The organism is Longitalea luteola (assembly GCF_017356035.1).
Classification (GTDB): Bacteria; Bacteroidota; Bacteroidia; order Chitinophagales; family Chitinophagaceae; genus Niastella; species Niastella luteola.
Genome location: NZ_JAFIQX010000004.1, coordinates 72,704 through 99,021, shown reverse-complemented (window position 1 = coordinate 99,021; position 26,318 = coordinate 72,704). Strand labels below are relative to the sequence as shown.

Annotated in this window: 18 protein-coding genes; 5 read left to right on the top strand and 13 right to left on the bottom strand. The window is 46.3% G+C overall.

The genetic code is table 11. The features are described 5' to 3' along the window. Positions 1 to 36: 36 nt before the first annotated feature. From rplT to thrS, 4 genes are all read right to left on the bottom strand, one after another. Positions 37 to 381 carry a 50S ribosomal protein L20 gene (gene rplT / locus JUB15_RS11815; protein ID WP_207512691.1) on the bottom strand — a complete coding sequence of 115 codons (345 nt, stop codon included), beginning with the start codon at positions 379 to 381 and terminating at the stop codon, positions 37 to 39. A gap of 137 nt (positions 382 to 518) precedes the next feature. Further along, the gene (gene rpmI / locus JUB15_RS11810) at positions 519 to 716 is read right to left on the bottom strand and encodes a 50S ribosomal protein L35 (RefSeq protein ID WP_207512690.1); all 198 of its coding nucleotides are present in this window, start codon (positions 714 to 716) and stop codon (positions 519 to 521) included. Between the two features lie 370 nt (positions 717 to 1,086). Next, positions 1,087 to 1,674, bottom strand: coding sequence for a translation initiation factor IF-3 (gene infC, locus JUB15_RS11805; protein WP_205511338.1), 588 nt, complete (start codon positions 1,672 to 1,674; stop codon positions 1,087 to 1,089). Positions 1,675 to 1,836: 162 nt separating this feature from the next. Further along, the gene (gene thrS / locus JUB15_RS11800; protein WP_207512689.1) at positions 1,837 to 3,783 is read right to left on the bottom strand and encodes a threonine--tRNA ligase; all 1,947 of its coding nucleotides are present in this window, start codon (positions 3,781 to 3,783) and stop codon (positions 1,837 to 1,839) included. A 243-nt stretch (positions 3,784 to 4,026) separates the two neighbouring features. Here thrS and JUB15_RS11795 point away from each other — a divergent pair, with 243 nt between their 5' ends. Both JUB15_RS11795 and JUB15_RS11790 read left to right on the top strand, forming a co-directional pair. After that, positions 4,027 to 5,142 (top strand): hypothetical protein, encoded by a 1,116-nt coding sequence (locus JUB15_RS11795; RefSeq protein ID WP_207512688.1) that lies wholly within the window; start codon positions 4,027 to 4,029, stop codon positions 5,140 to 5,142. 206 nt (positions 5,143 to 5,348) lie between these two features. Beyond that, on the top strand, positions 5,349 to 6,197 hold the full coding sequence (locus JUB15_RS11790) for a hypothetical protein (protein WP_207512687.1): 849 nt from the start codon (positions 5,349 to 5,351) through the stop codon (positions 6,195 to 6,197). A 109-nt stretch (positions 6,198 to 6,306) separates the two neighbouring features. Here the strand turns inward: JUB15_RS11790 and JUB15_RS11785 are convergent, their stop codons facing one another. From JUB15_RS11785 to JUB15_RS11775, 3 genes are all read right to left on the bottom strand, one after another. Continuing rightward, positions 6,307 to 7,890 carry a M20/M25/M40 family metallo-hydrolase gene (locus JUB15_RS11785; protein WP_207512686.1) on the bottom strand — a complete coding sequence of 528 codons (1,584 nt, stop codon included), beginning with the start codon at positions 7,888 to 7,890 and terminating at the stop codon, positions 6,307 to 6,309. Between the two features lie 255 nt (positions 7,891 to 8,145). Next, positions 8,146 to 10,497, bottom strand: coding sequence for a TonB-dependent receptor (locus JUB15_RS11780; protein WP_207512685.1), 2,352 nt, complete (start codon positions 10,495 to 10,497; stop codon positions 8,146 to 8,148). 53 nt (positions 10,498 to 10,550) lie between these two features. Continuing rightward, positions 10,551 to 11,156, bottom strand: coding sequence for a DUF3347 domain-containing protein (locus JUB15_RS11775; RefSeq protein WP_207512684.1), 606 nt, complete (start codon positions 11,154 to 11,156; stop codon positions 10,551 to 10,553). Positions 11,157 to 11,504: 348 nt separating this feature from the next. Between JUB15_RS11775 and JUB15_RS11770 the strand changes: the two genes are divergently transcribed. The 3 genes from JUB15_RS11770 (at position 11,505) to JUB15_RS11760 (ending at position 16,489) form a co-directional block, all read left to right on the top strand. Beyond that, complete coding sequence (locus tag JUB15_RS11770; protein WP_207512683.1) at positions 11,505 to 13,544, top strand: ABC-F family ATP-binding cassette domain-containing protein; 2,040 nt, start codon at positions 11,505 to 11,507, stop codon at positions 13,542 to 13,544. Between the two features lie 16 nt (positions 13,545 to 13,560). Next, a complete protein-coding gene (locus tag JUB15_RS11765; RefSeq protein WP_207512682.1) occupies positions 13,561 to 14,004 on the top strand; it encodes a GNAT family N-acetyltransferase in 444 nt (147 codons plus the stop codon). A gap of 235 nt (positions 14,005 to 14,239) precedes the next feature. Continuing rightward, entirely contained in the window at positions 14,240 to 16,489 is a 2,250-nt protein-coding gene (locus tag JUB15_RS11760) for a patatin-like phospholipase family protein (protein WP_207512681.1), read from the top strand. Positions 16,490 to 16,603: 114 nt separating this feature from the next. Here the strand turns inward: JUB15_RS11760 and JUB15_RS11755 are convergent, their stop codons facing one another. The 6 genes from JUB15_RS11755 to hutU form a co-directional block, all read right to left on the bottom strand. Continuing rightward, positions 16,604 to 17,662: a formimidoylglutamase gene (locus tag JUB15_RS11755; RefSeq protein ID WP_207512680.1), complete on the bottom strand. Its 1,059-nt coding sequence runs from the start codon at positions 17,660 to 17,662 to the stop codon at positions 16,604 to 16,606. A 35-nt stretch (positions 17,663 to 17,697) separates the two neighbouring features. Then, positions 17,698 to 19,737: a site-specific recombinase gene (locus JUB15_RS11750; protein WP_207512679.1), complete on the bottom strand. Its 2,040-nt coding sequence runs from the start codon at positions 19,735 to 19,737 to the stop codon at positions 17,698 to 17,700. 5 nt (positions 19,738 to 19,742) lie between these two features. Next, positions 19,743 to 20,999, bottom strand: a complete 1,257-nt coding sequence (gene hutI / locus JUB15_RS11745; protein WP_207512678.1) for an imidazolonepropionase — start codon at positions 20,997 to 20,999, stop codon at positions 19,743 to 19,745. Between the two features lie 121 nt (positions 21,000 to 21,120). Beyond that, positions 21,121 to 23,352 (bottom strand): bifunctional alpha,alpha-trehalose-phosphate synthase (UDP-forming)/trehalose-phosphatase, encoded by a 2,232-nt coding sequence (locus JUB15_RS11740; protein ID WP_207512677.1) that lies wholly within the window; start codon positions 23,350 to 23,352, stop codon positions 21,121 to 21,123. A gap of 549 nt (positions 23,353 to 23,901) precedes the next feature. Beyond that, positions 23,902 to 24,480 carry a hypothetical protein gene (locus tag JUB15_RS11735; RefSeq protein ID WP_207512676.1) on the bottom strand — a complete coding sequence of 193 codons (579 nt, stop codon included), beginning with the start codon at positions 24,478 to 24,480 and terminating at the stop codon, positions 23,902 to 23,904. Positions 24,481 to 24,612: 132 nt separating this feature from the next. Then, the gene (gene hutU, locus JUB15_RS11730) at positions 24,613 to 26,283 is read right to left on the bottom strand and encodes a urocanate hydratase (protein ID WP_207512675.1); all 1,671 of its coding nucleotides are present in this window, start codon (positions 26,281 to 26,283) and stop codon (positions 24,613 to 24,615) included. Positions 26,284 to 26,318: the final 35 nt, after the last annotated feature.

Sequence of the window (26,318 nt, the reverse complement as noted above, 5' to 3'; positions counted from 1 at the left end):
AGTGCGGGGCCTCGATATATTGTTTGCTCTGCAAGCTTATTTTACAGAAGCGATCAGTTGTTTGAAAGTCTCAGGCTCATTCATAGCCAGGTCAGCCAGGATCTTACGATCGAGGCCAACACCTTTCTGGTTCAGTTTATGGATGAACTCAGAGTAAGTTAAACCTTCGGCGCGAACTGCGGCGTTGATACGGGCAATCCACAGTGCACGGTATTCTCTCTTCTTCAGTTTGCGGCCTACATATTTGTATTGCAGACCTTTTTCCATTACGTTCTTCGCAACGGTATATACGTTTTTACGTTTGCCATAATAGCCTTTGGCAGCTTTCAGGATCCTCTTGCGGCGTGCCCGGGATGCTACGGCGTTTACTGAACGAGGCATATCTTAGATAATTTGAAAATTTGAAAATTGGTTAATTTGAAAATGATCAACTCGAAAATGTGTCGATCTGAAAGCAAGGCGCCTGGCAACAGGCTTTCATCTTCAGATCTTCAAATGGTCACATTTTCAAATCAATACTACTTCAATCTCAGCAAGCGCTTTACAAAATCAACATTTGATTTGTGTACAACACCGTCCTTGTTGAGGTTCCGTTTGCGGCGCTTAGACTTTTTGGTAAGAATGTGGCGTTTGAAAGACTTTTGGTGTGTGATCTTGCCGGTGCCAGTTACTTTGAATCTTTTTTTGGCACTGGAGTTCGTTTTAACCTTGGGCATAGTTAAATACCTTTTGCTGTGATACCCTGCTGGCGCTCCCGAACTGACGGGAAACTTTTTGGGCCATGTGGGCAATGTTGTTTTAAGGCTTATGACCGAAAAACGTAAAATGGAGCGCAAAGGTAGGGAAAAACTGACAATAAGTCAAAAGACATTGGTAGAATTTAGTTTCCTGGTAAAGTGCTTGTTTACAAGATATTAGAAGTTACAAGTGCCAGGTTGCAAGTTACAGGGAATACAGTTACCGGTTGCCAGTTACCGGAAAATACACACCCCCTGGAACCCTGCAACCTGTAACCTGTAACGGTTTCTAAAAAAAAAGCACCCCTCCTTGCGGAAGAATGCTTTTAAAGCTATATCTGCATTAACCCTAAGCCCCTTCTTTCTTCTTTTTCTGGCTTTTGGGCGAAATGATCATCAGCATGCGTTTGCCTTCCAGTTTGGGTAAGCCCTCGGGCTGCCCTACTTCGGCCAGGCGTTCTGCAAATTTTAATAATACCAGCTCACCGCGCTCTTTAAACATGATGGCGCGGCCTTTAAACTGCACGTATGCTTTTACTTTGTTGCCTTCTTTTAAAAAGCTTTCAGCATGACGGGCTTTAAAATCAAAGTCATGATCATCTGTACCAGGCGTAAAACGGATCTCTTTTACCTCAGCCGTTTTACTTTTAGCCTTCATCTCCTTTTCCTTCTTCTTCTTCTCGTACAGGAATTTATTATAATCTATGATCTTACAAACGGGCGGGTCAGCCTGCGGTGAAATTTCAACCAGGTCGAGCTGTTGCTCCTGCGCCATTTTCAGCGCTTCCTGGATAGAATATACTCCTACTTCTACATTATCGCCCACCAACCGTACCTGCGGTACGCGTATCATATTATTGGTGCGATGCTCCTGCTGCTGTTCTTTTCTGAATCGGGGATTGAAATTACCTCTCGGTTGTCGCGGTGGAAATGCCATTTAAAACTTTTAGTTAAACAATTTTTTAGTGTTGGTAACCAGGCTACTAACTGAGTTACCGGTTTTGAATGTTGATTTTGTTTTCGAAATATGTTACGGATGACCTATTAACAATGTTCCTCGTTCTAAGTTATGAAATCTATGTGAACTCACAACACAAACTTATTCTCCCCTCCGTTCTTTGATCTCGGCCCTTGCCTCGTTAATGAACTCTTCCAGGCCCTTCGTAATATTACCTGCATCGCCCTTGCCCTGCCGGCGTACGGCCACCTTGCCTTCATTCATTTCTTTTTCACCAACGATCAGCATGTAAGGCACTTTCATCAGTTCGGTATCGCGGATCTTTTTGCCTATTTTTTCGTTCCGATCGTCCACTTCTCCACGAATATCTGCATTTTTCAGCGATTCCAAAACACTATTTGCGTATGGCAGGAACTTGTCACTGATAGGCAGGATCTTTACCTGAACCGGTGCAAGCCACAGCGGAAATTTACCGGCATAATGTTCCAGCAAAAAGCCAATGAACCGCTCATGGGTGCCAAGTGGTGCCCGGTGAATGATCAATGGGGTCTCTGCTGCATTGTCTTTATTGGTAAATTCCAGTTTAAAGCGGCGGCCCTGGGCAAAGTCAACCTGGTTGGTGGCCAGCGTGAACTCACGGCCGATCACACTCCAGATCTGCACATCGATCTTCGGGCCATAGAAAGCGCCCTCATCGGGGATCTCTACATAAGGGATATTCGATTCAATCAATACCTGCCGAACCATTTCCTCGGTTTCCTTCCACAGTTCGGGTTCATTGATGTATTTCTGACCCAGCTTCGACGGTTCGTGCAGGGAAAGCCGCATTACATATTTGTCAATGCCGAATATTTTAAAATACTTCAGGTACATTTCATTTACCGCCCTGAACTCATTGGCAAACTGTTCACGGGTGCAATAAATGTGCGCGTCGTTCATATGTAAACAACGTACACGCATCAGTCCAAACAGCTCACCACTCTGCTCATAACGGTAACAGGTACCATACTCTGCCAGGCGCAATGGCAGGTCCCTGTAGCTCCTGGGTTCTGCGCCGAATATCTTATGGTGGTGCGGACAGTTCATGGCCTTCAGGTAGTATTTCTGCCCTTCCAGCTCCATGGGTGGGTACATGCTGTCCTGGTAATACGGCAGATGACCGCTGGTGAGGTACATGCTTTCTTTGGCAATATGCGGGGTTACTACCCTTTTGTACCCGGCTGCCTGCTCGGTTTCTTTGGCCAGTTTTTCCAGCTCTTCAATAATGATGGTTCCGTTCGGCATCCATAAAGGCAGGCCCGGACCAACATCATCGTCCATGGTAAAAATACCCAGTTCCTTACCCAGTTTGCGATGATCGCGTTTCTTGGCCTCTTCCAGCAATTGCAGGTACTCGTCCAGTTCTTTCTGGGAGGGAAAGGTTACGCCATATACGCGGGTAAGCTGCCTGTTATTTGAATCGTTCTTCCAGTATGCACCGGCAATATTGGTAAGCTTAATGGCTTTAATGGGTGCAGTTGACGGAATATGCGGTCCGCGGCACAGATCGGTAAAATTGCCCTGGGTATAAAAAGTGATCTCGCCATCTGCCAGGTTGCTCAGCAGATCGAGTTTATATTCGTCGCCTTTTTCGGTAAAATATTTAACGGCTTCGGCCTTGGGCATTTCCTTGCGAACATAACTGTTGTTCTGCTTTGCCAGCTCATTCATCTTCTTTTCCAGCTTTGCCAGGTCTTCTTCCGTCAGCTTGCGATCGCCCAGGTCCATATCATAGTAAAACCCGGCCTGGCTTTCCAGGGCCGGACCCACCCAGAATTTAACGCCGGGGAACATGCTTTCCACCGCCTCGGCCATCAGGTGAGCGGAAGAATGCCAAAAAGTTAATTTTCCTTCCTTGTCATCCCAGGTTAATAAATTCAGGGTAGCATCGGTGTAAATAGGGCGCGTGGCGTCCCATACCTCGCCGTTCACTTTTGCGGCCAATACTTTTCGCGCCAATCCTTCGCTGATTGACTTCGCTATTTCCAAACCAGTGGTTCCTTCTTTGTACTCCCGTACATTTCCATCCGGGAAAGTAATTTTAATCATTTTGTCACTACCTTTTTTGGTGACCGGTTATAGCTTTAGGTGTGCTGCACTTCGTTACATCATGCAAGGGTAAGTGCGGCACACCTATGCTGTAATCCGGAAGAACGGCAAATTTAACGAACAATTTGCAGACCACCATTTACGATATCTGTCGTAAGAAACTAATTATTAAGTAATTTGCCCTTTGATGCAACTCTGTCGGCCGCAAAAAGAGATAAAACCAGGAAAAATCAGCAATTACAGATGAAATCAGTTCTATTATTTGTGTTTTTGATCATGGGCTTGTGCATACAGGCGCAGGACCTTACCGGCATCTGGCGTGGAAATTTCAAAAGAACACCGGTTGGCTCCCAGGGTCGGATGATGGAATTATTGGGTGGCGATGAGCGTTATAAATTTGAAGTACAGATAGATCAGAAAAATAAAAGTTTCAAGGGAGTTACCTATTCTTATCTTACCACCGTGTTTTATGGTAAGGCAACCTGCCAGGGCACAGTGAATACAGCTACAAAACTGGTGCGGCTGGAAGAGCTTAAAATAGTGGAAGTAAGGATGGCCGGCGGCAGCGATGCCTGTGTAATGACCCTGAACCTGAGATATTCCAAAGAAGGTGATGAAGAGTTCCTTGAAGGTTCCTACACCAGTTTCAATACAAGAGATTCTACCAATTGCGGCAAGGGCACCGTTTTTCTGCGTAAAGTAACTACCTCCGATTTTTACGAAGAACCATTCCTGGTAAAACGCCATAATGAAAAACAGAAACAACCGGAGGTAAAAGTACCTCCGAGAAAACCTGATACAACTGCCAAAACCGGCATTGTAAAAACCACGCCTAAAACCCCTGCGCCAGCTGCCAGAAAGCCGGTGACCACACCTGCTAAAAAACCTGAAAACAAAACCGTAGCCAAGGCGCCGGAAACAAAACCTGATGTTAAGATCGTGCCTGTTGATACGGCGAAAAAGGTGAATGTAAAATTGCCGCCGCTGGCCAATATTCCAACGCCCAAAGTACTTGCCAGCCGGGAAAATGAATTGGTAAAAACAATCACCACCAACTCAAATGAAGTGGAGGTGAATATTTACGACAACGGTACCGTTGATAATGATACGATTTCCGTTTACGTTGATAAAAAACTGGTATTATCCAAAAAACGCCTCACCGAAAAAGCATTGACCCTGAAGGTAAACCTCGACGACGATGCAAACTATCATGAATTGGTGATGGTTGCCGAGAACCTGGGCGAAATTCCACCCAATACTTCCCTGATGGTGGTGAAAGCGGGTAAACAGCAATATGAGGTAAGGATCACTTCCACAGAGCAAAAAAATGCGGTTATTGTGTTCAAGTATCAACCATGAAACTGATTTGATAATGTGATAATTTGATAATTCATTTATTTCGGAAGCTCCTACAAATTCGTAGCCCGCTCCAGGCTAATGAAAGCCTGTATTCCATTATCATATTATCACATCATCTAATTATCACATTTGCCTTTTCGCTACCGTTTACATAAAATACACGCTACATATGCCTATACCGTGGTAAATTCCAATAAAATTACTGCATGCGTTTCCTGCTGTTGCCTGTGCTGCTGGGATTTACTGTCATTACCCATGCACAATTACTGACAGGTGTTTGGGGAGGCATTCGAACCCAGAATGCGGGTGGTTGTTTTCCCGCTTATTCAACCGAGCTGCATATCATTTATATGCAAAACAACTCTTTCATAGGCAACGTGTACAGCTTTGATAACGACAAATACACCAAGATCAATTTCACCGGCAAATACAATCCGCTCACCAATCGCATCGTGATCATTGAAAATGCCGTGATCCAATACAATGTGCCCGACAGTTGTGTGCCCTGTATAAAGACCTATGATCTGATGTTTTCAAAGAACGGACAGGCCGAATTGCTGCAGGGCGATTGGCATGGCCATGAAATGGGCAACAACCACGATTGCCAGCCCGGGAAAATTTCTCTCTCCCGCCTGGGTAAATCAACCTTTCCGGTAGACGTATACCAGAACGATTCGCTGGCCCGGGTGCAGAAGAACCTGAAATTGCAGCACCGGCAGAAAGACGTGGTTAGAACTATCCCCGTTGATACCGCTTTTATTAAAATAGAACTGTACGATAATGCCGAGATCGATGATGACACTGTTTCGGTATTCCTCAATAACACCTTGTTGTTATATAAAAAACGATTGACCGGCAAACCACTCATACTTGAGGTTAATGTATTTCCCAACACAGAATATGAGCTGATGATGTATGCTGAAAACCTAGGCCGTATTCCACCCAACACATCGCTGATGGTCATCACTGCCGGACGTAAACGCTATCAATTGCACCTGTCTTCGAGTGAACAGAAAAGTTCGGTAGTTCGATTTAAATATGAACCTGACCGATAATACAGTTTATTAGTTATTCAGTTATTCAAGCTCGCGATTAATCTTCAACTCAAAAACTTAAGAACTTAATAACTCATGAACCATGAACTTTGAACTATAAACTTTGAACTTAATAACTTTTCCTCGGAATCTTTTCCTTCCGTTGCGCCGCATGGTAAACAAATGAAGCAATGATAACCGCCGACTGCTTCAGATCGGCGGCCTGCAAATGATCGTATGAATCCATATTGCTGTGGTGGGTGCGGGAACTGTATTCAATATCGTCCTGGATGAACTGGAAGCCGGGCAATCCGATAGCGTCAAACGACAAATGATCGGTGCCGCCTGTTCGCTGCAAGGTGATGGTAGAAGCGCCCAGGTCTTTAAATGGCGCCAGCCATTGGGTGAAGATGGGTTGCGCGGCTTTGTTTTCCTGTAAGTAGATACCTCTTATTTTTCCGGTGCCGTTATCGAGATTGAAGTAAACCGACACTTTATCACCGGCCTTGTTATACCGCTGTGTAACGGTATCGGTAAAATGCTGCCGTACATAATGCTTCGAACCGATGAGTCCCTGTTCTTCCCCACCCCATAATGCAATGCGGATGGTTCGTCTGGGACGAACGTTCAGTGTTTTAAGAATACGCATCACCTCCATCATTACGGCGCAACCGGCCGCATTATCGGTAGCGCCCACCGAAGCATGCCATGAATCGAGATGCGCCCCGATCATTACCAGCTCCTGTTTCAATACGGGATCGGTACCTTGTATCTCTGCGATCACATTATAGCCCTGCAGGTCGTTGGTATGGAATTCTGTTTTCACGTCCAGTTCCAGCTTAACCGGAATGCGGTGCTGCGCCAGGCGCTGCAACATCATATAGTCTTCATAGGCCACCGTAAGATCGAGAAAATTTTCTGCCGCATTGGCTGTCCAGGCGCCCCCACCCTGCACGAACACCGTTCCATCGCGGCCGTTAGGATGGGTGCTCAGGATCGCCAGCGCCCCTTCTTCCTGCACGAATTGTTTCACCTGTTTATACGTTAAGCCGCCCGGTGGGCCAAATGTCGGTTTGCCGTGGTGACCGGCGGTGGGTGTATATCCTTTACCCTGCAAGCCGGCTGAAATACCTTTGCCTGACTGACCGGCGTGTTTCGGGCTTTTCCAGTTGGCCAATTCCTTCAGTTCCTCATCACTGTAACGGGTGGCATCGGCTGCATACGCCGGTTCCAGCGAGTCGCGCCGCTGCAACAGGATCACTTTACCATGCAGCTGGCCTTTATACAGATCAAGGTCCCGGGCGTTTGACACGGATAGCAATACGATCTGCGTTGTCTGCAGGCCGTTGGTGCCGGCCGTCCAGCTTTTGGGAAAAGCAATAACAGGTTTATAGTAAGGCGCCGCCATGGCCACATAGCAACGTTTCAGTTCCCAGCCCTTACCCCATTCACCCCAGGGCTCCAGCCGGGCATCGGTTAGTCCCCATTCACTCAATTTGTTCCTGGTATAATTGGCGGCACGGCGAAAACCCGGTGAATTATTCAGCCGCGGTCCGCTTACTTCGGTAAGAAAAAAAGCAAGATCCATTACCTGGGAGTGGTTGAAACCTTCCTGCCTGATCTTTTGGATCATCGCCAGGTCTGGTTGATCATTCTGTGCAAGCAGATACCGCAATGGAAAACAGGCCAGTGTGACAAGGATGAGTTTTTTCATGGTCGAACATTTCATGGGATCGGTCGGCTCGTAATGCCATTTTCGTGCCGGTCGGTAAAAGGCACGTTCAAAAACATTCGCAGCAAGCGCGCATCAGGTTGACGGCAAAGGGATTAACAAACGCGCATTGTTTATAAATGGCTGTCTTTTGTTAACCGATCCGCCATAACATTAAGCCACTAATGAAGAGATCAAAAGCTGCTGAAAGATTTCATATAAAGCAATAAGCTCATGTTTACCAGCAAAAGCAGGTAATCAGAATTTGAAATTCCAGGTAACCGAAGGAATGACGGGGAACAGTGATACCTGCCTCGTCTTCATGGTCAGGGACCCGTCGTATGGACTACCATCCTGGCTGAAATAAATGAAATACGGGTTCAACCGGCTATATACGTTGTAAATGCTGAAGACCCAGCTCTGCTGCCATTTTTGCCCCCGTTTTAAGCGGGGTGTAAGCGTGGCGGAAAGATCCATACGATGATAAGGCGCCAGCCGGTATTGGTTGATCTTGCTGTACTCCTGCGTAAGCACCCGGTTAACCACATAGAACCGCTCGGGCAATGAAACGGCATTTCCACTGCCATAAACAAATACCCCGGATAATTTCCATTTTTTGTTCAGCTGATAGGCGGCCACTACCGACAGGTCGTGCCTGCGGTCGTATTTGGAGGGATATCTAAGCCCATCATTCAGCGTATCGAACTGCCGCCAGGTCCATGACAGGGTATAACCGATCCAGCCCGTGAGCTTTCCTTTCGTTTTATTCACATACAGTTCCGTGCCATAGCTCCAGCCTTTGCCAAAAACGAAATCTTCTTCAGGGTCTTTCAACGATGGCGTATATCCCTCGCGGTATTCGATCTGGTTATCCATTCTTTTATAATATACTTCCAGCGAGGTTTCCAGCATATTATTATTGAAGTTCCTGAAGATACCAGCCGCGTACTGCCAGCTGATCTGCGGTTTCACGCGGTAAGTGCTGGGTACCCACAGGTCTGTAGGTAAGGTAGAGCCGGCATTGCTTACCAGGTGGATGTATTGAAGATTTCTGGTAACAGCCGCTTTTAAAGACGTTTCATCATTGATGGCATAGCGCACGGTTAACCTGGGCTCAAACCCGTCATAGGTTTTTACCGGTTTGTTCCTGCTGTAGCTGATGCTGTCTGATTTATCGCCATTGATCGTTTTTGAGAAGATCTTATAAGGACCCAATTGTACGAAACGGCTGTAACGGATGCCAGCATTCACTTTAATGCGTTCGCCTATTTCCCAGTCGTCCTGAATATAGATCCCGGTTTCACCGGCGTATTTTTTCATTTCATTATCAGGGTAGAACTGGTTATCACCCTGGTTGCCGCTCAGGATATTCGGGGTAAATGTATGATACGTATAGGCAGCCCCGAAGCGCAGTTTGTGATCGGGCGAAGCGTAGAAATCAAAATCGGTTTTGGCGCTCCAGTCGTGAATGCCCGATGACAATTTGATATTGAAATCATTCTGCGTGGCACCGAATGAGAACGCGTAATCATTATATACGACGGTAGTATTGGCAAATAATTTCCGGTTGAACACATGGTTCCAGCGTAAGGTGGCCGTGGAATTGCCCCATGGAATATCTGCCTTGAAGGCGCGCCGCGCATTGCGATAGGTAAATACGTCCCTGCCGAAATAACCACTCAGGTACAAACGGTCCTTTTCTGAAAAAATATAGTTCACCTTGGCATTGAAGTCATAGAAGAAATAACCTGATCCGTAGAAATCACTTTTTTCTGAAATGAATGGTTTCACTAACAGATCCACATAAGTGCGCCGGCCAGAAACGATGAAGGAGGATTTATTCTTTTTGATAGGCCCCTGTACCGATAAGCGCGACGCAATAGCGCCTATGCCGCCCTCAACTTCCAATTTGTTCAGGTTACCTTCCTTCATGGCTACATCCAATACAGAAGACAGGCGGCCGCCATATTGTGCAGACATACCCCCTTTTTGGAGCGAAATATTTTTAATGGCATCTGAATTAAAAATGGAAAAGAAGCCGAACAGGTGACCGGTGTTATAAACGATGGCATCATCGAGCAGGATCAGGTTCTGATCGGGACCGCCGCCCCGCACATATAAGCCGGTATTGCCCTCGCCCGCATTGCGCACACCTGGCAATAGTTGCAGGGTTTTCAGGATATCGGTCTCGCCCAGCAGCACCGGCAGCGATTTCACCTGGTTCATCGTGAGATCGATCTTGCCCATTTGGGCATTGGCTACATTCCCGTCACGCTTGCGGCCGGAAACAATCACTTCCTGTAAGACCGGTTTGGTTGACAGGTAAAAATTCTGTTCAATATTATGATCGAGCGCAATTACCTGTTGCTGGCCTTCATAACCGGCAAAACTAACGATGACCGGATAAGTGCCGTGTGGTAAAGTAATGGAATAGAACCCGAACTGGTTGCTCACGATGCCCTTGCCATGGCCATTCACAGCAACGGTGGCGCCAATAAGCGCTTCACCCGATAACGAATCCCGAACAAATCCGCTTAATGTGAACTTTTCCTGTGCGTTTGCACACAGAACACTAATCACCCCAAATACTATCGCAACCAGTCTGGTCATCGGCAGAAGTTTTCCGTTATCTTTTTACACCGGCAATCCGGCAGATAGCGTAATTACTTCGAGTAGTCAAGCGAATCTTCCACGCTACCGCAGTTGAGCATTTCACTACCGAAGTAAGGGTTTTTGATTTCCCGCTCAAAGCTCATCCAGTAGGCGCCTTTATTGTCAAAAGCCATTGGGCAGTATTGCCAGTATAACTTTTGACCGGTGTACCGCACGGTACGGGTAAGGCTCCACATGGCATCGGCTATCATCTCAAACTCCTTACGCTTGTTTTTTAAGTCTTTTTCTGCTGCCAAAGCCTGTGCCGAACCAGCAATGGTACCCGTGAAAGCCTGGGCAGTTTCTTTTATCACACCTGAGGTATCGCCTGTTATTTCATTCACTTTAAGGCTATCGGCAGCGGCTTTCAATGCCAGGCCTGCTGCTGATGCTTTCTCTGCATCACTGGCCACCAGGGCGTCCTTCAAACTATTGTAAGCATTAAGTAATTGGGTAAACGACTGATTGAATGCATCGGTATTGGCTGAGATCGATAAAGGCTGTTGCTTGGGATCTTCTGCTACTTTATCGTCCTTTTTATCACTATTGCAAAAAAAGGGCCGGGCAATTAATACAACGGCGGCAAGCACGATAACTACGATTAACGTTTTTTTCATCTGAAAATTTTTAATTTCATTTTGACCAGATGCCCGCCCGGATGACCGGGGTCGGACGGGGAACTTACCAGGACAATCCGCCAGTTGGCGAAGTCTGACAGAAAATGTGTTTCGGTTTTTGGGGTATTGGGTTTGTTTTACCGAAATAATCCTGCCGGTTTTCCGGCTGCAGCTGGTTACTGACTTATTTACTGCCAAAGATAAAAGAATAACCTTACATTACTGGCTCATATACAGGTGTTTTCGTATTTATAACCGCGTTCTAATTTTCTGGCTGTCAACTTTTGCGATAACTTTCGAAACGCCCCGAATTATTCTATTTTTGCAGATCATTTTGACGTAAATATTATGCTGGCAGGATTAACGAATGTAACTTTTGAATTTGGCGCCCGGGTAATTGTAGAAGACGCAACCTGGCATATTCAACCCAATGAACGCATTGGATTAATTGGCTATAACGGAACCGGAAAATCAACGCTGTTAAAACTTTTAGTGGGTCAGTACCAGGCATCGGCCGGTACGGTGGAAAGGAGCCGCGGAACTACCATTGGCTACCTGCACCAGGACCTGCTCAGTTTCGATACTTCGGATTCAATTTTACAGGTAGCGCTGGGCGCTTTCGAGCGCGTAATGCAACTGGAGAAAGAAATTGAAGAACTGGGCAAACAATTGGAGAATTCCCCTGCCAGCGGCATTTCAGAAGCAGAAACGGAAGTGCTCTTGCACAAATATTCCGACAAACTGCACGAACTTGAAACGCTGGGTGGCTATAACATTCATCACAAAACAGAAGAAGTATTGCAGGGCCTTGGGTTCTCCAATGCCGACCTGCAACGCCCCTACCGCGAGTTCAGCGGAGGCTGGCGCATGCGCGTGCTGCTGGCTAAAATGATCCTGCAGGCGCCCGATCTATTGCTGCTCGATGAGCCTACCAACCACCTTGACCTGCCCTCTATTGAATGGCTGGAAAAATACCTCATCCATTATCAGGGTTCGGTGGTGATCGTGAGCCACGATAAATATTTTCTCGACCGCATGGTGACCAAGATCGTGGAATTATACCAGCGGCAGCTGCACATTTATAATGGCAATTATTCCTTTTACGAAGTAGAAAAAGTGCAGCGGATAGAACTGCAGCAACGCGCCTTCGAGAACCAGCAGGATTACATTCGCCAGCAGGAACGCTTTATTGAACGCTTCAAAGCCAAAGCATCGAAAGCTGCCGCCGCCCAAAGCGCCATGAAGCGGCTTGAAAAGCTCGACCGCATCGAAGATGTAGCCGTTGAAAGACCTAATATTCGCATTAACTTCCAGGTTGATAAAGTGCCTGGTAAAGTACTGTGCGAACTGAAACACATAACAAAGAAGTTTGGCGATAATATCATTGTCGAAGATACCCATGCAGAGATCAACCGCGGCGACAAGATCGCGTTGATCGGCGCCAACGGAAAAGGGAAGTCTACCCTGCTGCGCATCATTGCCGGTGCCGAATCGTTCAGTGGCGAACGCAAATGGGGCCACAATGTAGAAGAAAGCTTTTATGCCCAGCACCAGCTGGAAGCGCTGGATGTGAACAATACCCTGCTCGATGAAATGAAAGCTGCCGGCAGCCAGAAAACCGAACAGGAGCTGCGTAACCTGCTGGGCTGTTTTTTATTCGGCGGCGATGATATTGATAAAAAGATCAAGGTATTGAGCGGTGGTGAAAAAGCACGCGTGGCCCTGGCCAAGACCATCATCAGCAAAGCCAATTTCCTGATGCTCGACGAGCCTACCAACCACCTGGATATTCATTCTGTAGAATTATTGATAGAGGCCCTGAGTAAATACGAGGGCAGCCTTATACTGGTTAGCCACGACCGTTACTTTGTATCGAAGGTGGCCAATACCATTTGGGAGATCGACAACCACAAGATCAAAACATTTGCCGGCGGATACGAAGAATGGAGCGAGTGGAAAGAAAGACAGAAACAGCGCTCGGAAGGCGGAAATCATAAACCGGAAGCTGGAAGTCAGAAGTCGGAAGTCCGAAATCAGAAGTCAGAAGCCGGAAGTCAGAAGTCGGAAGTCCGAAGTCAGACGTCAGACTTCAGACCTCAGACCTCAGACAACAGACCTCAGGCTTCGGGACCGATCAATAAAGAATTGAAGAAGGAATTGCAGAAACAGCAAAAGCTTTTTCAGCAGCTGGAAGAAAAGATCGGCCAGCTGAATCAGCAAAAGGCAACCCTGGAATCGCAATTGACAGCCCCGGACACTTATGCCGACAGGAACAAATTTGTACAAACCGAAACTGACTATAAAAAAGTGAGTGATGAACTGCAGCGGATGAACAAGCAGTACGAAGAGGTGTTTGAGAAAATAATGGAGCTGGAAGCAAAAGGCTGAAAAACAAACCCATCCCATGAATATCAAGATCCGTAAAGGCACAGAGGCCGATTACCCGGCTATTCTCGACCTGATCCATCAATTTGCAGTTTATCAAAAAACACCGGAAAGGGTAACAAATACGGTGGAACAAATGAAAGCAGACAACAATTTGTTCCAGTGTTTTGTTGCTGTAGACGAGCGTAATAAGATCGTTGGTTATGCTGCCTGGTTCTTCGCTTATTTTTCCTGGACCGGCAAGACAATGTATCTCGATGATCTGTATGTGGTAGAATCGGCCCGGGGACATTCGATCGGAACAAGACTGTTACAAACGGTGATAGAACATGCCAGTGCAACGAAATGTGTAAAAGTACGCTGGCAGGTATCTAACTGGAACAAACCGGCCATTGCATTCTACCGTAAGATGGGCGCACAGATAGATGATGTGGAAATGAACTGCCATTTTGAACTCCATTGAGAAACCAGCATTAAACACCGATCCCGCAGTTATCACGACCAGTAACCATAACCGAAGAACCGATCTCATATTGAAGATAATGAGTAAAACCCGTGCTTAACAAAAAAGGCTTTTGGGTATTATTATTCGTGATCTGAGATTTGTAATATGTTTAACATCCAATCACCTATTTTGACCAGGCAATTGTCAACGATCATTCAAAGGAATATCCCGAAATCAATAATGGGAGTAACAGATGGTTATATTCAAAAGCTACATACCGGCATTGGTTGGGCTGTTTTTACTGTTTCAATCCGCTTTGGCCCAGGAATCTGCGCAGCGCCCTAAAATAGGTTTAACGTTGAGTGGTGGCGGGGCCAAGGGACTGGCACATATCGGTATCCTTAAAGCTATTGATAGTGCCGGACTGAACGTTGATTATATAACCGGAACCAGCATGGGCAGCATCATCGGAAGCCTGTATGCTATTGGTTATAGCGCCGACAGTATTGAAAAAATTGCCCGTGCCATCGATTGGGACCTGCTGCTCAGCAACCAGTCTTCACTGCGCAGCATCTTCATGGAAGAAAAGAATGAGTACTCAAAATATGTAGTGGAGCTTCCCTGGCAGAATCATCGGTTCCGTCTGCCCAGCGGACTGTTACAGGGACAGGAGCTCTGGCTTAAATTTTCTGAATTATATTTTCCGGTGCACCAGGAAAAAGATTTTTCCAGGTTCAGCATTCCCTTTCGTTGCATCGGCACCGATGTAGGCAACGGCGAAGCCATTGTAATGAAGGAAGGCGAGATCATTTCTGCCATCCGCTCCAGCATGGCGATTCCCTCGGTATTTACGGCGGTTGATTATAATGGTAAGCGGATGGTCGATGGTGGTATCGTGCGCAATTTTCCGGTACGCGATGTAAAGGAAATGGGCGCCAATATTGTCATCGGCAGCAATGTGGCCAGCGGGTTATTACCTTCTGAAAAAGTACGTAATGCCTTGCAGATCCTGTTACAGATCGCCTTTTTCCGGGAAGCCGAAGATGCCAGGACGGAAGTGCCGCAATGCGATATCTATATTCCATTTAAAATGGAGAAGTATAACATGGGCAGCTTTAGTGACGGGCATGCTATTTTAAACCTCGGTATTGAAGAAGGCCGGAAATTATACCCCCGGTTCAAACGCCTGGCCGATTCGCTGGATGCTATTTATGGCCCGGCTGAATTCAGAACGAACCGCCTGCCCAAGGTACATGCAGTGACCATTTCATCCTTTGAAGTACATGGTGTGGAAAAGACATCCACTGAATTTTTCGCACATACCATGGACCTGCAATTGAATAAAACCTATACGGCGCACAAGCTATCGAACATGGTGCGGCAGGCCTATGGCACCCGTTATTACAGCCGCATCATTTATTCCCTCAGACCTCAACCCGACGGAACCTGTAAGATCGTTTTTGATGTAACCGAGAATCCGTTAACGTTTGCCAAACTGGGCCTGCATTATAACCGGTTCACGGGTGTAGGCATCATTGCTAACCTTACGGCCAGGAATTTTTTCATCACCAATTCCCGCAGCCTGGTTACCATTAATATCGGGGAAAGTTTTCGCATCAGGGGCGAACACCTGCAATACATTGGCCGGTTGAAGAACTTTGCCCTGATCGCAGAAACACAGTTCGACCGGTTTGAAGTGAATACCTATGATCAGTACAAACAGGATGGCTTATACAGACAAACATTCTTTAAAATAGGCGAACGATTTCAGTTCTCGCCTACCCGCAATTTCTCCATAGGCACCGGGCACCGGTTCGAATGGGTGCATTATACGCCCAAGATCGCCAAAGGCCTTGAAATGAAAGGCAGCAATAATTACAATACCCTGTATGGTTATATTTCGCATAACTCCCTCGACCGCGGCGTACTTCCGCGCAGAGGCATAAAAGTATATGCCGAAGCCGGACGGGTGTTTGATCAACATGCCCGTCTCGATTTTTTATCGAACGGATCGCCGCTGGAAGATCCTGATTCCATAAAGATCAATACCTATCCGTATTTACGAACAATACTAGACGTGGAGAGTTATATTCCCTTAGGCGGCCGCACCACCCTTTTGTTGAACGGACAGGGCGGTGTAAACTTTAACTATACCCGGAATGTTTTGAATGAATTTGCTATTGGCGGATTAACGAAGGTGTTCCGCAACCAGATAACATTTGCCGGTTTGCATGAAGGTACTCTGTACAGCCCTTCGGTAGCTATGTTACAGGGCGGTTTGCGGGTGCAATTGTTCAGTAATAACTATGTTACCGGACGGGCCAACATATTGTTCAATAATTTTATCAGCAGAAGCGATTTCTTCCAGAACCCTGATTTCCTGTCGGGTTACTCACTCACGTATACATATAATTTTGCCCTCGGTCCGCTCGATATAAGCACCATGTACAGCGATCAAACGAATAAGCTGCAATGGTATATAAATTTGGGGATCCCGTTTTAAGAGTTCCTGAGTTATTGAGTTCTGTCATTAAGTTTAAAAGTACGAATGACTTTTGAACTGAATAACTGAATAACTAATGAACTATAAGGCGTTTTGCGTTAGGCGTTCAGCGTTTTACTCTCCGGTATCTTCATGCGCTTTGATGAAGTCGCTTACCAGGTAACTGATGAGTTTACCGGTGGTGTCGTTGGTGCGGCCATCGCTCAGGCGGGTGGCGCCCTCGCAAATATGTACATAAGCCACCTGGCTTTCACGGGCAGTGAGCGTCATGTACTGCCGGGCATGTAAGGTTGAAATGCCGGAAGGGGTCATGGCGCTGGATAAGGTATTTTCAATGCAATCGAGGTCCAGTTCAATGCCTGTATAATTCTCCTCCGTAAAACTGGTAGCATGAGCAATGGCCTGGATAAAATTCCTTTTCTCCAGAATGAAAATGTCTTCATACGTAATGAAATCAAGAAAAGGATTGTTTACAATGTCGAGCCATACATTTTGCGGCAGGTAATTCTCATGCAAGCCAACCACGCAGTATTTCTGTAAATAGCCGTCTTCTTCTGCATAGCGAAAGCCGTTGCCGCTGTGCCTTCCTTCCGACGGGCGGAAATCGGCATGCGCATCGAGGTTGATGCAATTGATCTGGGCCAGTGGTAAATTGCCCGCCTTGTGCAAACCTTTGGCAGAACCTTTTATCAACGGGTAAGCATTATTGTGGCCGCCCCCGATGGCAATGGGTATTTTGTTGTGGGAGGTGATGATCTTGGTGAGCTCTTCCACTTCGTCATCGATGGTCATGACCGCATGGCGGTAAGCATCTATCTTTTCTTCATAACTATAGGCATTCTCTTCAATGAGCGCATTGGCATCGCTGAAATTGAAATGACCTAAAACAATGAGCTCTTCCCCATTTAAGAAGTCATTGCTTTGCAGGTTTAAAAAAGCCGACAGGAACGACAGCCAGGCCGAATCCGCGCCACCTGTACCATGATTGGCCTTGATCCCGATATCCTCAGCTATTCCAAATACTACATATTTTGCAGGCGATTGCTGCAGGGCTGTTTCCCACGAATTTTTATCAGGCAGTACATGTACGCTTTCACCCAGTTTGGTTTCAAACCGGCGGATCCTGGTAAGATTCAGCACATCGTGCTTATGGTAGAATTTGAAATGTTTCATACAGCTGATTTAATTGGTCGTTTATTTAGTAATGATCATACCGTTTGTGTTGGTTCTTTAGCCGATCTCCGTTTCCGCGGCCTGATAAAATCAAGCGGATGGCTGCGGAAATATTTCCAGAGGATCTTTAAAAAACCCGGGTAATCCTTCAGCCGGATACCCCTTGAACGCACTGCTACAAAAAAAGCCAGGGAAAAGCTCACCAGGAAGTTCAGGAAACCGATTCCCAATACGCCGGCTACTACATTCGCCAGGTACCGGTAATTGATGTGCTCCCATCCTACTCCATAAGCGCCTATGGAAGTGTTGGCAGCCGAGATGGTAATATGCCTGATATCGAAAGGTATTCCAAATATCTTACCCACGATGCCGGCCATACCCAGAAAAAATCCCAAAGCGATATTACCGGCCAGGCTGCCCCCATGTTCATTGATGTAAGTGGCTATTTTTTGCAGCCGGTTGGCCGGCAACGATAACCGCAATACGGGATGTTCTGTCAGCCGTTTATCGATGCGTCCGTAATTTATTTTGTTTTGTACATAACCGGCAATGATACCGCTTAAAAAAAGAAAGAAACCGGTATTGCAGGCATACAATAAAGACAGGCTTTGCCAGGGATGTTGATCCCGCAATAACTGAACCGCCTTTTCTCCCTGCACCAGCGGATGGCCCGTTGCCCAATCATATAACCAAACCAGCAGGTATGTCACGGGAAATACGATGATCAGGTTACCGATAAAGGACGCGATCTGGCTGCGGCTTACTTTCGAAACGGTTACTGCGAGGTTGTATAAATTGGGTGGCTCGTCCGATTTACGGGCATCTAACGAACTGGCTACAGCGCTGGCGGTAAATGCCGGTTGTTTGGTAGCCAGGGTTGATCTGGTTTCTTCAATGGCCACAAAACCCATGCTGTAATTCACGCTGTACACAAAGCCATGCCAGAAAGGCGCCATCTGCAGCAGGCCCAGCAGGTTCTTGAAGATCGCCACAAAACAAATGATCAATCCGCCCCACATGGCACTGCCGATCATTTGCCAGTATTCCAGCGGTGAAGATGTAATGTATTTGCTTCCTTTTTTACCCTTGTGCTCTGCTATCTGGTAAGCCAGGTAGCTGGTGGTTTGCGACAGGAATTCGCGGATACTGTTCTTGCGGTTCTCGTTGCGAACAACGGTAATGAACAGTTTGGCAAAACGCGCCAGGTTGATCTTTTCGTCGGCATCGGCAATATCCAGCAACAGGATCATCCGGTTCAGCTTCTGCTCTATCTGGAATAGGATAAAGGTCTGCGACAGACTGGTTCCTTTGTCGGCCGTTTCGTTACGAATATGTTGCACCAGTTGAAAGCATTCGCTTAGTACCGCATTCAATCTTTTCGCCAGCGCCTGTACTGCTTCATGGCTTTGATTGTGCCGGATCACCTGCTCTTTTATCTGATACACCAGGTATTGCTGCACTGCAAAGGGATTGTTGGGCGGTTGCCACTGCGCAGGGGTGTTAAAGGTGATCTCATTTTCCCAGCCCAGTTGTGCCACCCGTGCGCTTAGAATCTGTAACGACACGATCACCTGTTTCATGATGACCGGGTTGTTTTCCGAAAAATGCAGCCCCAACAGTTCGAACAGGTGGATCCATTTTTCCTGCCCGATCTTTTCTACCCATTCATAGTCGTTATGCTTGAAGAAGATGCGGTTGAGCAGGTATAAAAAATCGCTGGGGTCCTGCGCCGGCGGCAACAGTTTATGTTTTAAGCGGGCATATAATTCACGGCCTGCGCCGCGCGAAACGGTAATACCGCTTTCTGTAAGCAGTGGCACCAGGTTACTGTTGATCAGCTGCGCCATAATAGCCACCCGCAGGTTGCTTACAACCGAATCGTGCCGATGCAGGAACTGCAGCGTTTCTGCAAACTTTTTATTGGCGCTTTCAAATTCCGACAAGCGTGGCCGGATCATTGCCACAAAAGCCACCAGGTAATTCAATGCCTCTTCCCGGTCCTTGATAGAAACGGAACGGCCTTTTTCCAGGAACTCTTTTACCAGGTTAACCTTTTTCTTTTTCCTAAACATCATAATCATCAATGGTGAATGGTTACCCGCTCACCTTTTATTAAAACTTGCTCTATTAAATTTGAACCAAATGAATACGGAATATATGCCAGGGACGGTACCGGCCTGGTGATGATCAGGTTGGCTTTTTTGCCAATGGAAATACTGCCCAGGCTGTCGGCGCACTCCATGGCCCAGGCGCCGTTTAGGGTGGCTGCATTGACCGCTTCTTCCGGCAACATTTTCATTTGAATGCAGCTCATATTTACCACCAGGTTCATATTGCCGCTGGGCGAGGAACCTGGGTTGAAATCAGAAGCCAGGGCAATGGCGCAGCCTGCATCGATCAGCGCACGGGCTGGTTGAAACGGCATTCTTAAAAAGAAGGCTGCCGTTGGTAATAAGGTGCCAATCGTTTGCGAACCGGCCAATGACCTGATCGCCGCTTCATCCATCGTTTCCAGGTGATCTACACTGATGGCGCCTAGCCTTACACCAGTTTGCACACCGCCCGATAAATTAAGTTGATTGGCATGGATCTTTGGTTTTAATCCAACCCGCATACCGGCCTGGCAGATGGTTTCCGTTTCTGCAGGGGAAAAGAAGCCTGTTTCGCAGAACACATCAATATAGTCGGCCAGTTGTTCCCGGGCGATCACCGGCAGCATCTCCTGTATGATCTGATCGATATAGGCCTGGTGATCGTCTTTAAATTCCACCGGATAGGTATGTGCGCCCAGGAAGGTGGCTTTAATTGTAACTTTCGATCGCTCGCGTAATCTTTTTATAACGCGCAGCATTTTCAGTTCGCCGGCTACTGTCAATCCATACCCACTTTTAATTTCAATGGCGCCTGTGCCCAGCCTGGTCAATTCTTCCAATCGTTTCCACGCCAGGTTGAACAACTCATCCTCTGACGTGTCATTCAGTTTGCGGGCCGAGTTCAGGATGCCGCCTCCCCGCGCTGCAATTTCAGCATAGCTCAGTCCTTTTAACTTATCTATGAATTCATTTTCCCGGCTGGCGGCAAATACGAGGTGCGTATGGCTGTCGCACCAGGCTGGCAATACCAGTTTACCGGTTGCGTCAATGACGTCAGCGGGCAAGGACCTGTTGATGGATGACAATTGTTCCATGGTACCATAGGAAACGATGGTATCATCTTCAATAAGTAAATATGCGTTGTTTATACATGGAAGTTCTGCCAGTTCTTTCCCCCGCAGCACCCGCCATTGTTCCCGTACATTAACCAGTTGTTTGATATTGGTAATCAGCGTCGCGGCCATGGGGTGAAGATACTGTAATTTGAAAAGCCGCACATGTTGAACTATAAATAAAAAGTCCGGAAGAAAGTGCACCGCTGGCGTACCTCTTCCGGACTTACCCGTCGGACATTCATTAATTATATTATGTTCCCGCGTATTGTTTATTAATGATCGGTAACATGATCCTTTTCAGTAGTTGTAATACTTTTTGTTGCGAGAAAACGGTGTACTGGGCGGCAGTAGGACCATTGCTTACCTTAATGCTGTACGCCCGTTCACCCAATGCTTTGAACATATCTTCATCGGTAGTATCATCTCCGATACATAAAACAAAATCAGGCTGCATGTCGTTCACGATCTTCAGGGCCATAATGCCTTTATCAAATCCCGACATACGCACTTCCACAACCTTATTGCCATCCACTACCTGCAGCATGGTGTTCTGCAGCAACTGCGTGAGGTTGTTGATCAACTCCCTTGACCGGGTGAAACCGAGATCAGGATGCGTATTGCGGTAATGCCAGGCCAGCGTATTGGTCTTTTCTTCTATAAAAGAACCCACGCAATGGGTAACGAATAATTGCATAATGGGTCTTATCTCGTTCTTCCATTGATCAGGGATAGAAACGGCCTGCTGCCACTGATCGTTCTTCGGTTTAAAGCTGGCGCCATGTTCTGCAACCAGCATTAACGGAAGGTCGCCCAACCAGTTCTCCAGCGTTTGTGCCTCGCGTCCGCTGATGATCACTACATTATTTTTCGGGTCAGCGGACAATTCCGTCAATAACGCCCGCAGTTCTTCATTGGGCTTGGCGTCTTTCGGGATCTTTGCATAAGGAACCAGGGTGCCATCGTAATCCAGTAAGAGACACCGGCTATTAGCCATCTGGTAATGCAAATGAATTTGCGAACTGGTGCGGTCGTCGAGGTGTTTCACCTGTTGCTTCTGCTGTTCCAGTTTAACATTCGACAACTGGTCCAGGAAATCACTTACCCATTTAATAACATCATAATCTGATAAGCGCTGTTGCATCAATACCATCCGTTGTTGCTGTTCATCCGGAGGCATGGTCAATGCGCGGTTGATCGCGCTCGATACGTCAATAACGTCTGTTGGATTAACAAGCAACGCTTCATTCAGCTCGTTGGCGGCGCCGGCCAGTTCACTCAGGATCAAAACGCCTTTACGTGCAGAACAGCTGGCGACATATTCTTTGGCCACCAGGTTCATTCCATCGCGCAACGGCGTTATCAATGCCACATCAGCTGCTTTGTACAGTGCCGCCAGTTCGTTAAATGGCAGATGGGTATATCTGTAGATGATCGGCTGCCATGTAATGGTAGAAACCTTTCCGTTGATGGTGCCGATCTTTTGTTCTATCTGTTGTTTCCGCTCGGTGTATGCCTGAATATCATCGCGCGAAGGCACAATGTTCAGAATAAAGACCACTTTTTCGCGCCAGTCAGGATACTGATCGAGGAAATAATCAAAGGCATTGAGACGGTCCATCAACCCCTTGGTATAATCGAGCCTGTCTACCGAGAAGATGATCTTCTTGCCTTCAAAATTATTCCTGATCTCACTGTAGTATTGTTTGGTTTCCGGATCGTCGCAGGCTTTATTGAATTTTTTATAATCGATGCTGATGGGGAACAGATCGGCCTTGATCAGGCGGTCCTGGTACTGGATCGTATGAAAATAACTATCCACCCCCAGGATCATTTTCACGGACTGCAGGAAATGCTGCGCATAATCGTGTGTGTGGAAGCCTACGAGATCACTGCCCATGATGCCTCGTAATAAACTGGATTTCCATTCTGCCGGTAACATTCTAAACAGTTCGTACGATGGAAACGGGATATGTAAGAAAAAGCCGATCGTAGCTTCCGGTTTTTCCGCGCGGATCATTTCAGGCAGCATCATCAGCTGGTAATCGTGTATCCATATCGTATCGTCGGGTTGAATGAGCGGAATTAATTTATCTGCGAATGCCCGGTTCACTTTAACATAAGCATCGAAGTAATGTGTCTGGTAATCGACCAGACTCGGAAAATAATGGAATAAAGGCCAGAGGACCGAATTGGAAAAACCGTTATAATAGTCCTTGTAAAGAATTTTATTAACGAACAAGGGTTTGATCTGAAAATCAACGTCCATTAATTTTTCAGATAGAACAGTCCATTCATTTTGGGGAAAATCTGCCACACCTACCCACAACTTTTCTGTAAATCCACGATTTTTAGAGCTTTCGCTTTCAAAATAGCTCTTTATAGCAGAAACGAGCCCCCCGGAACTTTGCCGCAGCGAAAGTTGATCGCCTTCATGATCAATAGAAAAAGGTAACCTGTTAGATATAATAATCAATCGTCCCATAGAATAAACAGTAAACCAATTAATAATAAAAGGGCTTGCTAGTTGGTTGCTATCAGGCCCAGTTTGGTTGGTAGATTATTTAAGAAATTATAGTGCCAATGAGGGGGAAAATCCGATGGAACCGATTGATTTAAAGAGATTGTAATGTGGCTTTAATATAATTCCAAGAATGAAATTCCAAGATCCAAATTGAAAGAACCAAAAAATAAATGCCAGTATTCCAGATCCCAAGCTCAAAAAATAATGCAACCCTTATTCAATCTTGTGTTGAGACCAGCGATTTGAGATTTATTTGGTTCCTGATATTTGTGATTTGAGATTTATTTGGTTCCTGATATTTGTGATTTGAGATTTATTTGGTTCTTGATTTTTGCGATTTGAAATTTGTTTGGTTCTTGTCATTTGTGATTTGAGATTTATTTGGTTCTTGTCATTTGTGATTTGAGATTTATTTGGTTCCTGATATTTGTGATTTGAGATTTTTAAAAAAATAAAAGGAGACAAAGAGTAGCCTCTTTATCTCCCTTTAATGTTGTATGTTCCTTTGCCTTATTTAAAATTCAATTTCATTTTCTGGCGGTATAACTCTCTAACAACACCGCGTTGGTTGTAAGGGTTGGTAACCAGGAAAAATAAATACAGGGGTTCAGTGAGCTCAGCTACTTTCAATGTTTTTTCTTTAACAGGGAAATAAACCTGTTCAATGGTTCTGGTAGCTGTAACCGTGTTGGCATCTACAGTTTTGATGTCTCTGTCGAACCGGTATTCGTTGGTCGATTTGTTATAGTACCAGAATGACCAGTTGTCAGCGGCTACAGCAATTTGTTTGTTGGTGTTGAAGTTTTCTTCCTTCACAATTTTGTAGGGAATGTCTTGCAGGTCGGGTAAAGCGGCTTTGTCGGCGGTCTTATAAACAGCGTCGGTAAAATCGGCGTTTACAAACACACCATCATAAGCATTAACATCAAATGTGAATTCAACAGCGAAAGGGGCTTTTTTTAATTCATATTCTCCGTTAACGGGGTTTACGGCGGCTCCGTTCTGAATGATCTTCAAGCTTACTTTGGCCTGGGAAAATGCTGTGCTGGCTACTAAGGCAAAAAGGAGCAAGGAAATGGTTGTTTTCATAATTCGGATTTTTCATACAAGTTTATCTCATACCTGCTACAACGTACAGATCAATGAGATATTTTGTCATCGTATAAATACCATTTTTTCCGGCTGGGTCGGTGGTATCCGCAACAAAATAGAAAAATTATTTTATCTATGAAACCGTTTTTTCAAATCAAGACCAAATTTTATGGAAGTTTCTTTAGCAACCTCGTATCCCGCATCTGCATGTCGTATAACTCCCATGCCCGGATCATTGCGCAAAACGCGTGCAAGCCGTAATGCGGCGTTATCTGTTCCATCGGCAACGATTACCATGCCCGCATGAATGCTATAACCCATGCCCACGCCACCGCCATGATGTAAACTTACCCAGCTGGCGCCGCCTGCTGTATTCACCAGTGCATTCAAAATGGGCCAGTCTGCCACTGCATCGCTGCCATCGCGCATAGCCTCTGTTTCCCGGTTGGGCGAGGCCACAGAACCGGTATCCAAATGATCACGGCCAATAACGATCGGCGCTTTCACTTTTCCTGTTCGCACCAGTTCATTAAAGGCCAAGCCCGCTTTTTCTCTTTCTCCCTGCCCCAGCCAGCAGATCCGCGCCGGCAATCCCTGGAAGGCAATTTTTTCTTTGGCCAGTTTCAGCCAGCGTTGCAATGATTTATTGTCGGGGAACATATTACCAATTACTTCATCTGTTACCGCTATATCCTGCGGATCGCCGCTTAAGGCCGCCCAGCGGAATGGGCCCTTGCCCTCGCAGAACAATGGACGTATATATGCCGGAACAAATCCCGGGAAATCAAACGCATCCTGTAATCCTTTTTCTTTCGCCCGGGCGCGAATGTTATTGCCATAATCGAAAGTGATGGCGCCCTTTTGTTGCAATTCCAGCATCAGCTGTACATGGCGGTACATGGAATTGTACGCATAATTAATATATTGATCGGGATTTTGCGCTCGTAAAACCATCGCCTGTTCATAGGAGATCTCATGCGGCCAATACCCGATCAGCGGATCATGGGCCGAAGTTTGATCGGTAAGTGTGTCGGGAACAATATTTCTTTCAACCAGGCGTTGTAGGAGATGTACTGCATTACATAACACTCCTATCGATAATACTTCTCCTTTTTGCTTTGCTTCCAATGCCCGGTCAATGGCCGCATCTACACCGGTTATTTTTACATCGAGGTATTTTGTTTCAATACGTTTATCAATCCGCCATTCTTCCACTTCTGCTATAAGCGCCACCCCTTCGTTCATGGTAATAGCCAGCGGCTGCGCACCACCCATTCCACCCAAACCGGCGGTTACATTCAATGTGCCTTTGAGTGTTCCGCCAAAATGTTTATTGGCTGCAGCTGCATACGTTTCATACGTGCCCTGTACAATTCCCTGGCTGCCGATGTAGATCCAGGAGCCGGCCGTCATTTGGCCATACATCATCAAACCTTTTTTTTCCAGTTCATCAAAATGCTGCCAGTTGGCCCAATTGGGAACAAGTTGTGAATTGGAGATCAGTACACGTGGTGCATTTACATGTGTTGGTAGGATAGCCACCGGTTTACCACTTTGTATCAGCAGCGTTTCATCATCATTCAGGTCTTTTAAAGATTGAATGATCAGATCCAGCGCTTCAAAATTACGTGCTGCTTTTCCCCGCCCGCCATATACGATCAAATCATCGGGCCGTTCTGCCACTGCGGGATCGAGATTGTTCAACAGCATGCGTAATGCCGCTTCCTGCACCCACCCTTTGCAGGTGAGCTGTGCGCCTGTTGGCGTTTTATATTTGGCTGCGTCGTATGTTATCACCATGTGTTAACAGGATTTGATTCGCTTTTATCAGTCGT

What these genes read in the sequence shown, in the direction of transcription:
- rpmI (WP_207512690.1), bottom strand. Translation starts at nt 716, where the DNA reads ATGCCCAAGGTTAAAACGAACTCCAGTGCCAAAAAAAGATTCAAAGTA.
- rplT (WP_207512691.1), bottom strand. Translation starts at nt 381, where the DNA reads ATGCCTCGTTCAGTAAACGCCGTAGCATCCCGGGCACGCCGCAAGAGG.
- JUB15_RS11760 (WP_207512681.1), top strand. Translation starts at nt 14,240, where the DNA reads ATGGTTATATTCAAAAGCTACATACCGGCATTGGTTGGGCTGTTTTTA.
- JUB15_RS11785 (WP_207512686.1), bottom strand. Translation starts at nt 7,890, where the DNA reads ATGAAAAAACTCATCCTTGTCACACTGGCCTGTTTTCCATTGCGGTAT.
- thrS (WP_207512689.1), bottom strand. Translation starts at nt 3,783, where the DNA reads ATGATTAAAATTACTTTCCCGGATGGAAATGTACGGGAGTACAAAGAA.
- hutU (WP_207512675.1), bottom strand. Translation starts at nt 26,283, where the DNA reads ATGGTGATAACATACGACGCAGCCAAATATAAAACGCCAACAGGCGCA.
- JUB15_RS11770 (WP_207512683.1), top strand. Translation starts at nt 11,505, where the DNA reads ATGCTGGCAGGATTAACGAATGTAACTTTTGAATTTGGCGCCCGGGTA.
- JUB15_RS11775 (WP_207512684.1), bottom strand. Translation starts at nt 11,156, where the DNA reads ATGAAAAAAACGTTAATCGTAGTTATCGTGCTTGCCGCCGTTGTATTA.
- JUB15_RS11790 (WP_207512687.1), top strand. Translation starts at nt 5,349, where the DNA reads ATGCGTTTCCTGCTGTTGCCTGTGCTGCTGGGATTTACTGTCATTACC.
- JUB15_RS11735 (WP_207512676.1), bottom strand. Translation starts at nt 24,480, where the DNA reads ATGAAAACAACCATTTCCTTGCTCCTTTTTGCCTTAGTAGCCAGCACA.
- JUB15_RS11750 (WP_207512679.1), bottom strand. Translation starts at nt 19,737, where the DNA reads ATGATGTTTAGGAAAAAGAAAAAGGTTAACCTGGTAAAAGAGTTCCTG.
- JUB15_RS11765 (WP_207512682.1), top strand. Translation starts at nt 13,561, where the DNA reads ATGAATATCAAGATCCGTAAAGGCACAGAGGCCGATTACCCGGCTATT.
- JUB15_RS11740 (WP_207512677.1), bottom strand. Translation starts at nt 23,352, where the DNA reads ATGGGACGATTGATTATTATATCTAACAGGTTACCTTTTTCTATTGAT.
- JUB15_RS11755 (WP_207512680.1), bottom strand. Translation starts at nt 17,662, where the DNA reads ATGAAACATTTCAAATTCTACCATAAGCACGATGTGCTGAATCTTACC.
- infC (WP_205511338.1), bottom strand. Translation starts at nt 1,674, where the DNA reads ATGGCATTTCCACCGCGACAACCGAGAGGTAATTTCAATCCCCGATTC.
- hutI (WP_207512678.1), bottom strand. Translation starts at nt 20,999, where the DNA reads ATGGCCGCGACGCTGATTACCAATATCAAACAACTGGTTAATGTACGG.
- JUB15_RS11795 (WP_207512688.1), top strand. Translation starts at nt 4,027, where the DNA reads ATGAAATCAGTTCTATTATTTGTGTTTTTGATCATGGGCTTGTGCATA.
- JUB15_RS11780 (WP_207512685.1), bottom strand. Translation starts at nt 10,497, where the DNA reads ATGACCAGACTGGTTGCGATAGTATTTGGGGTGATTAGTGTTCTGTGT.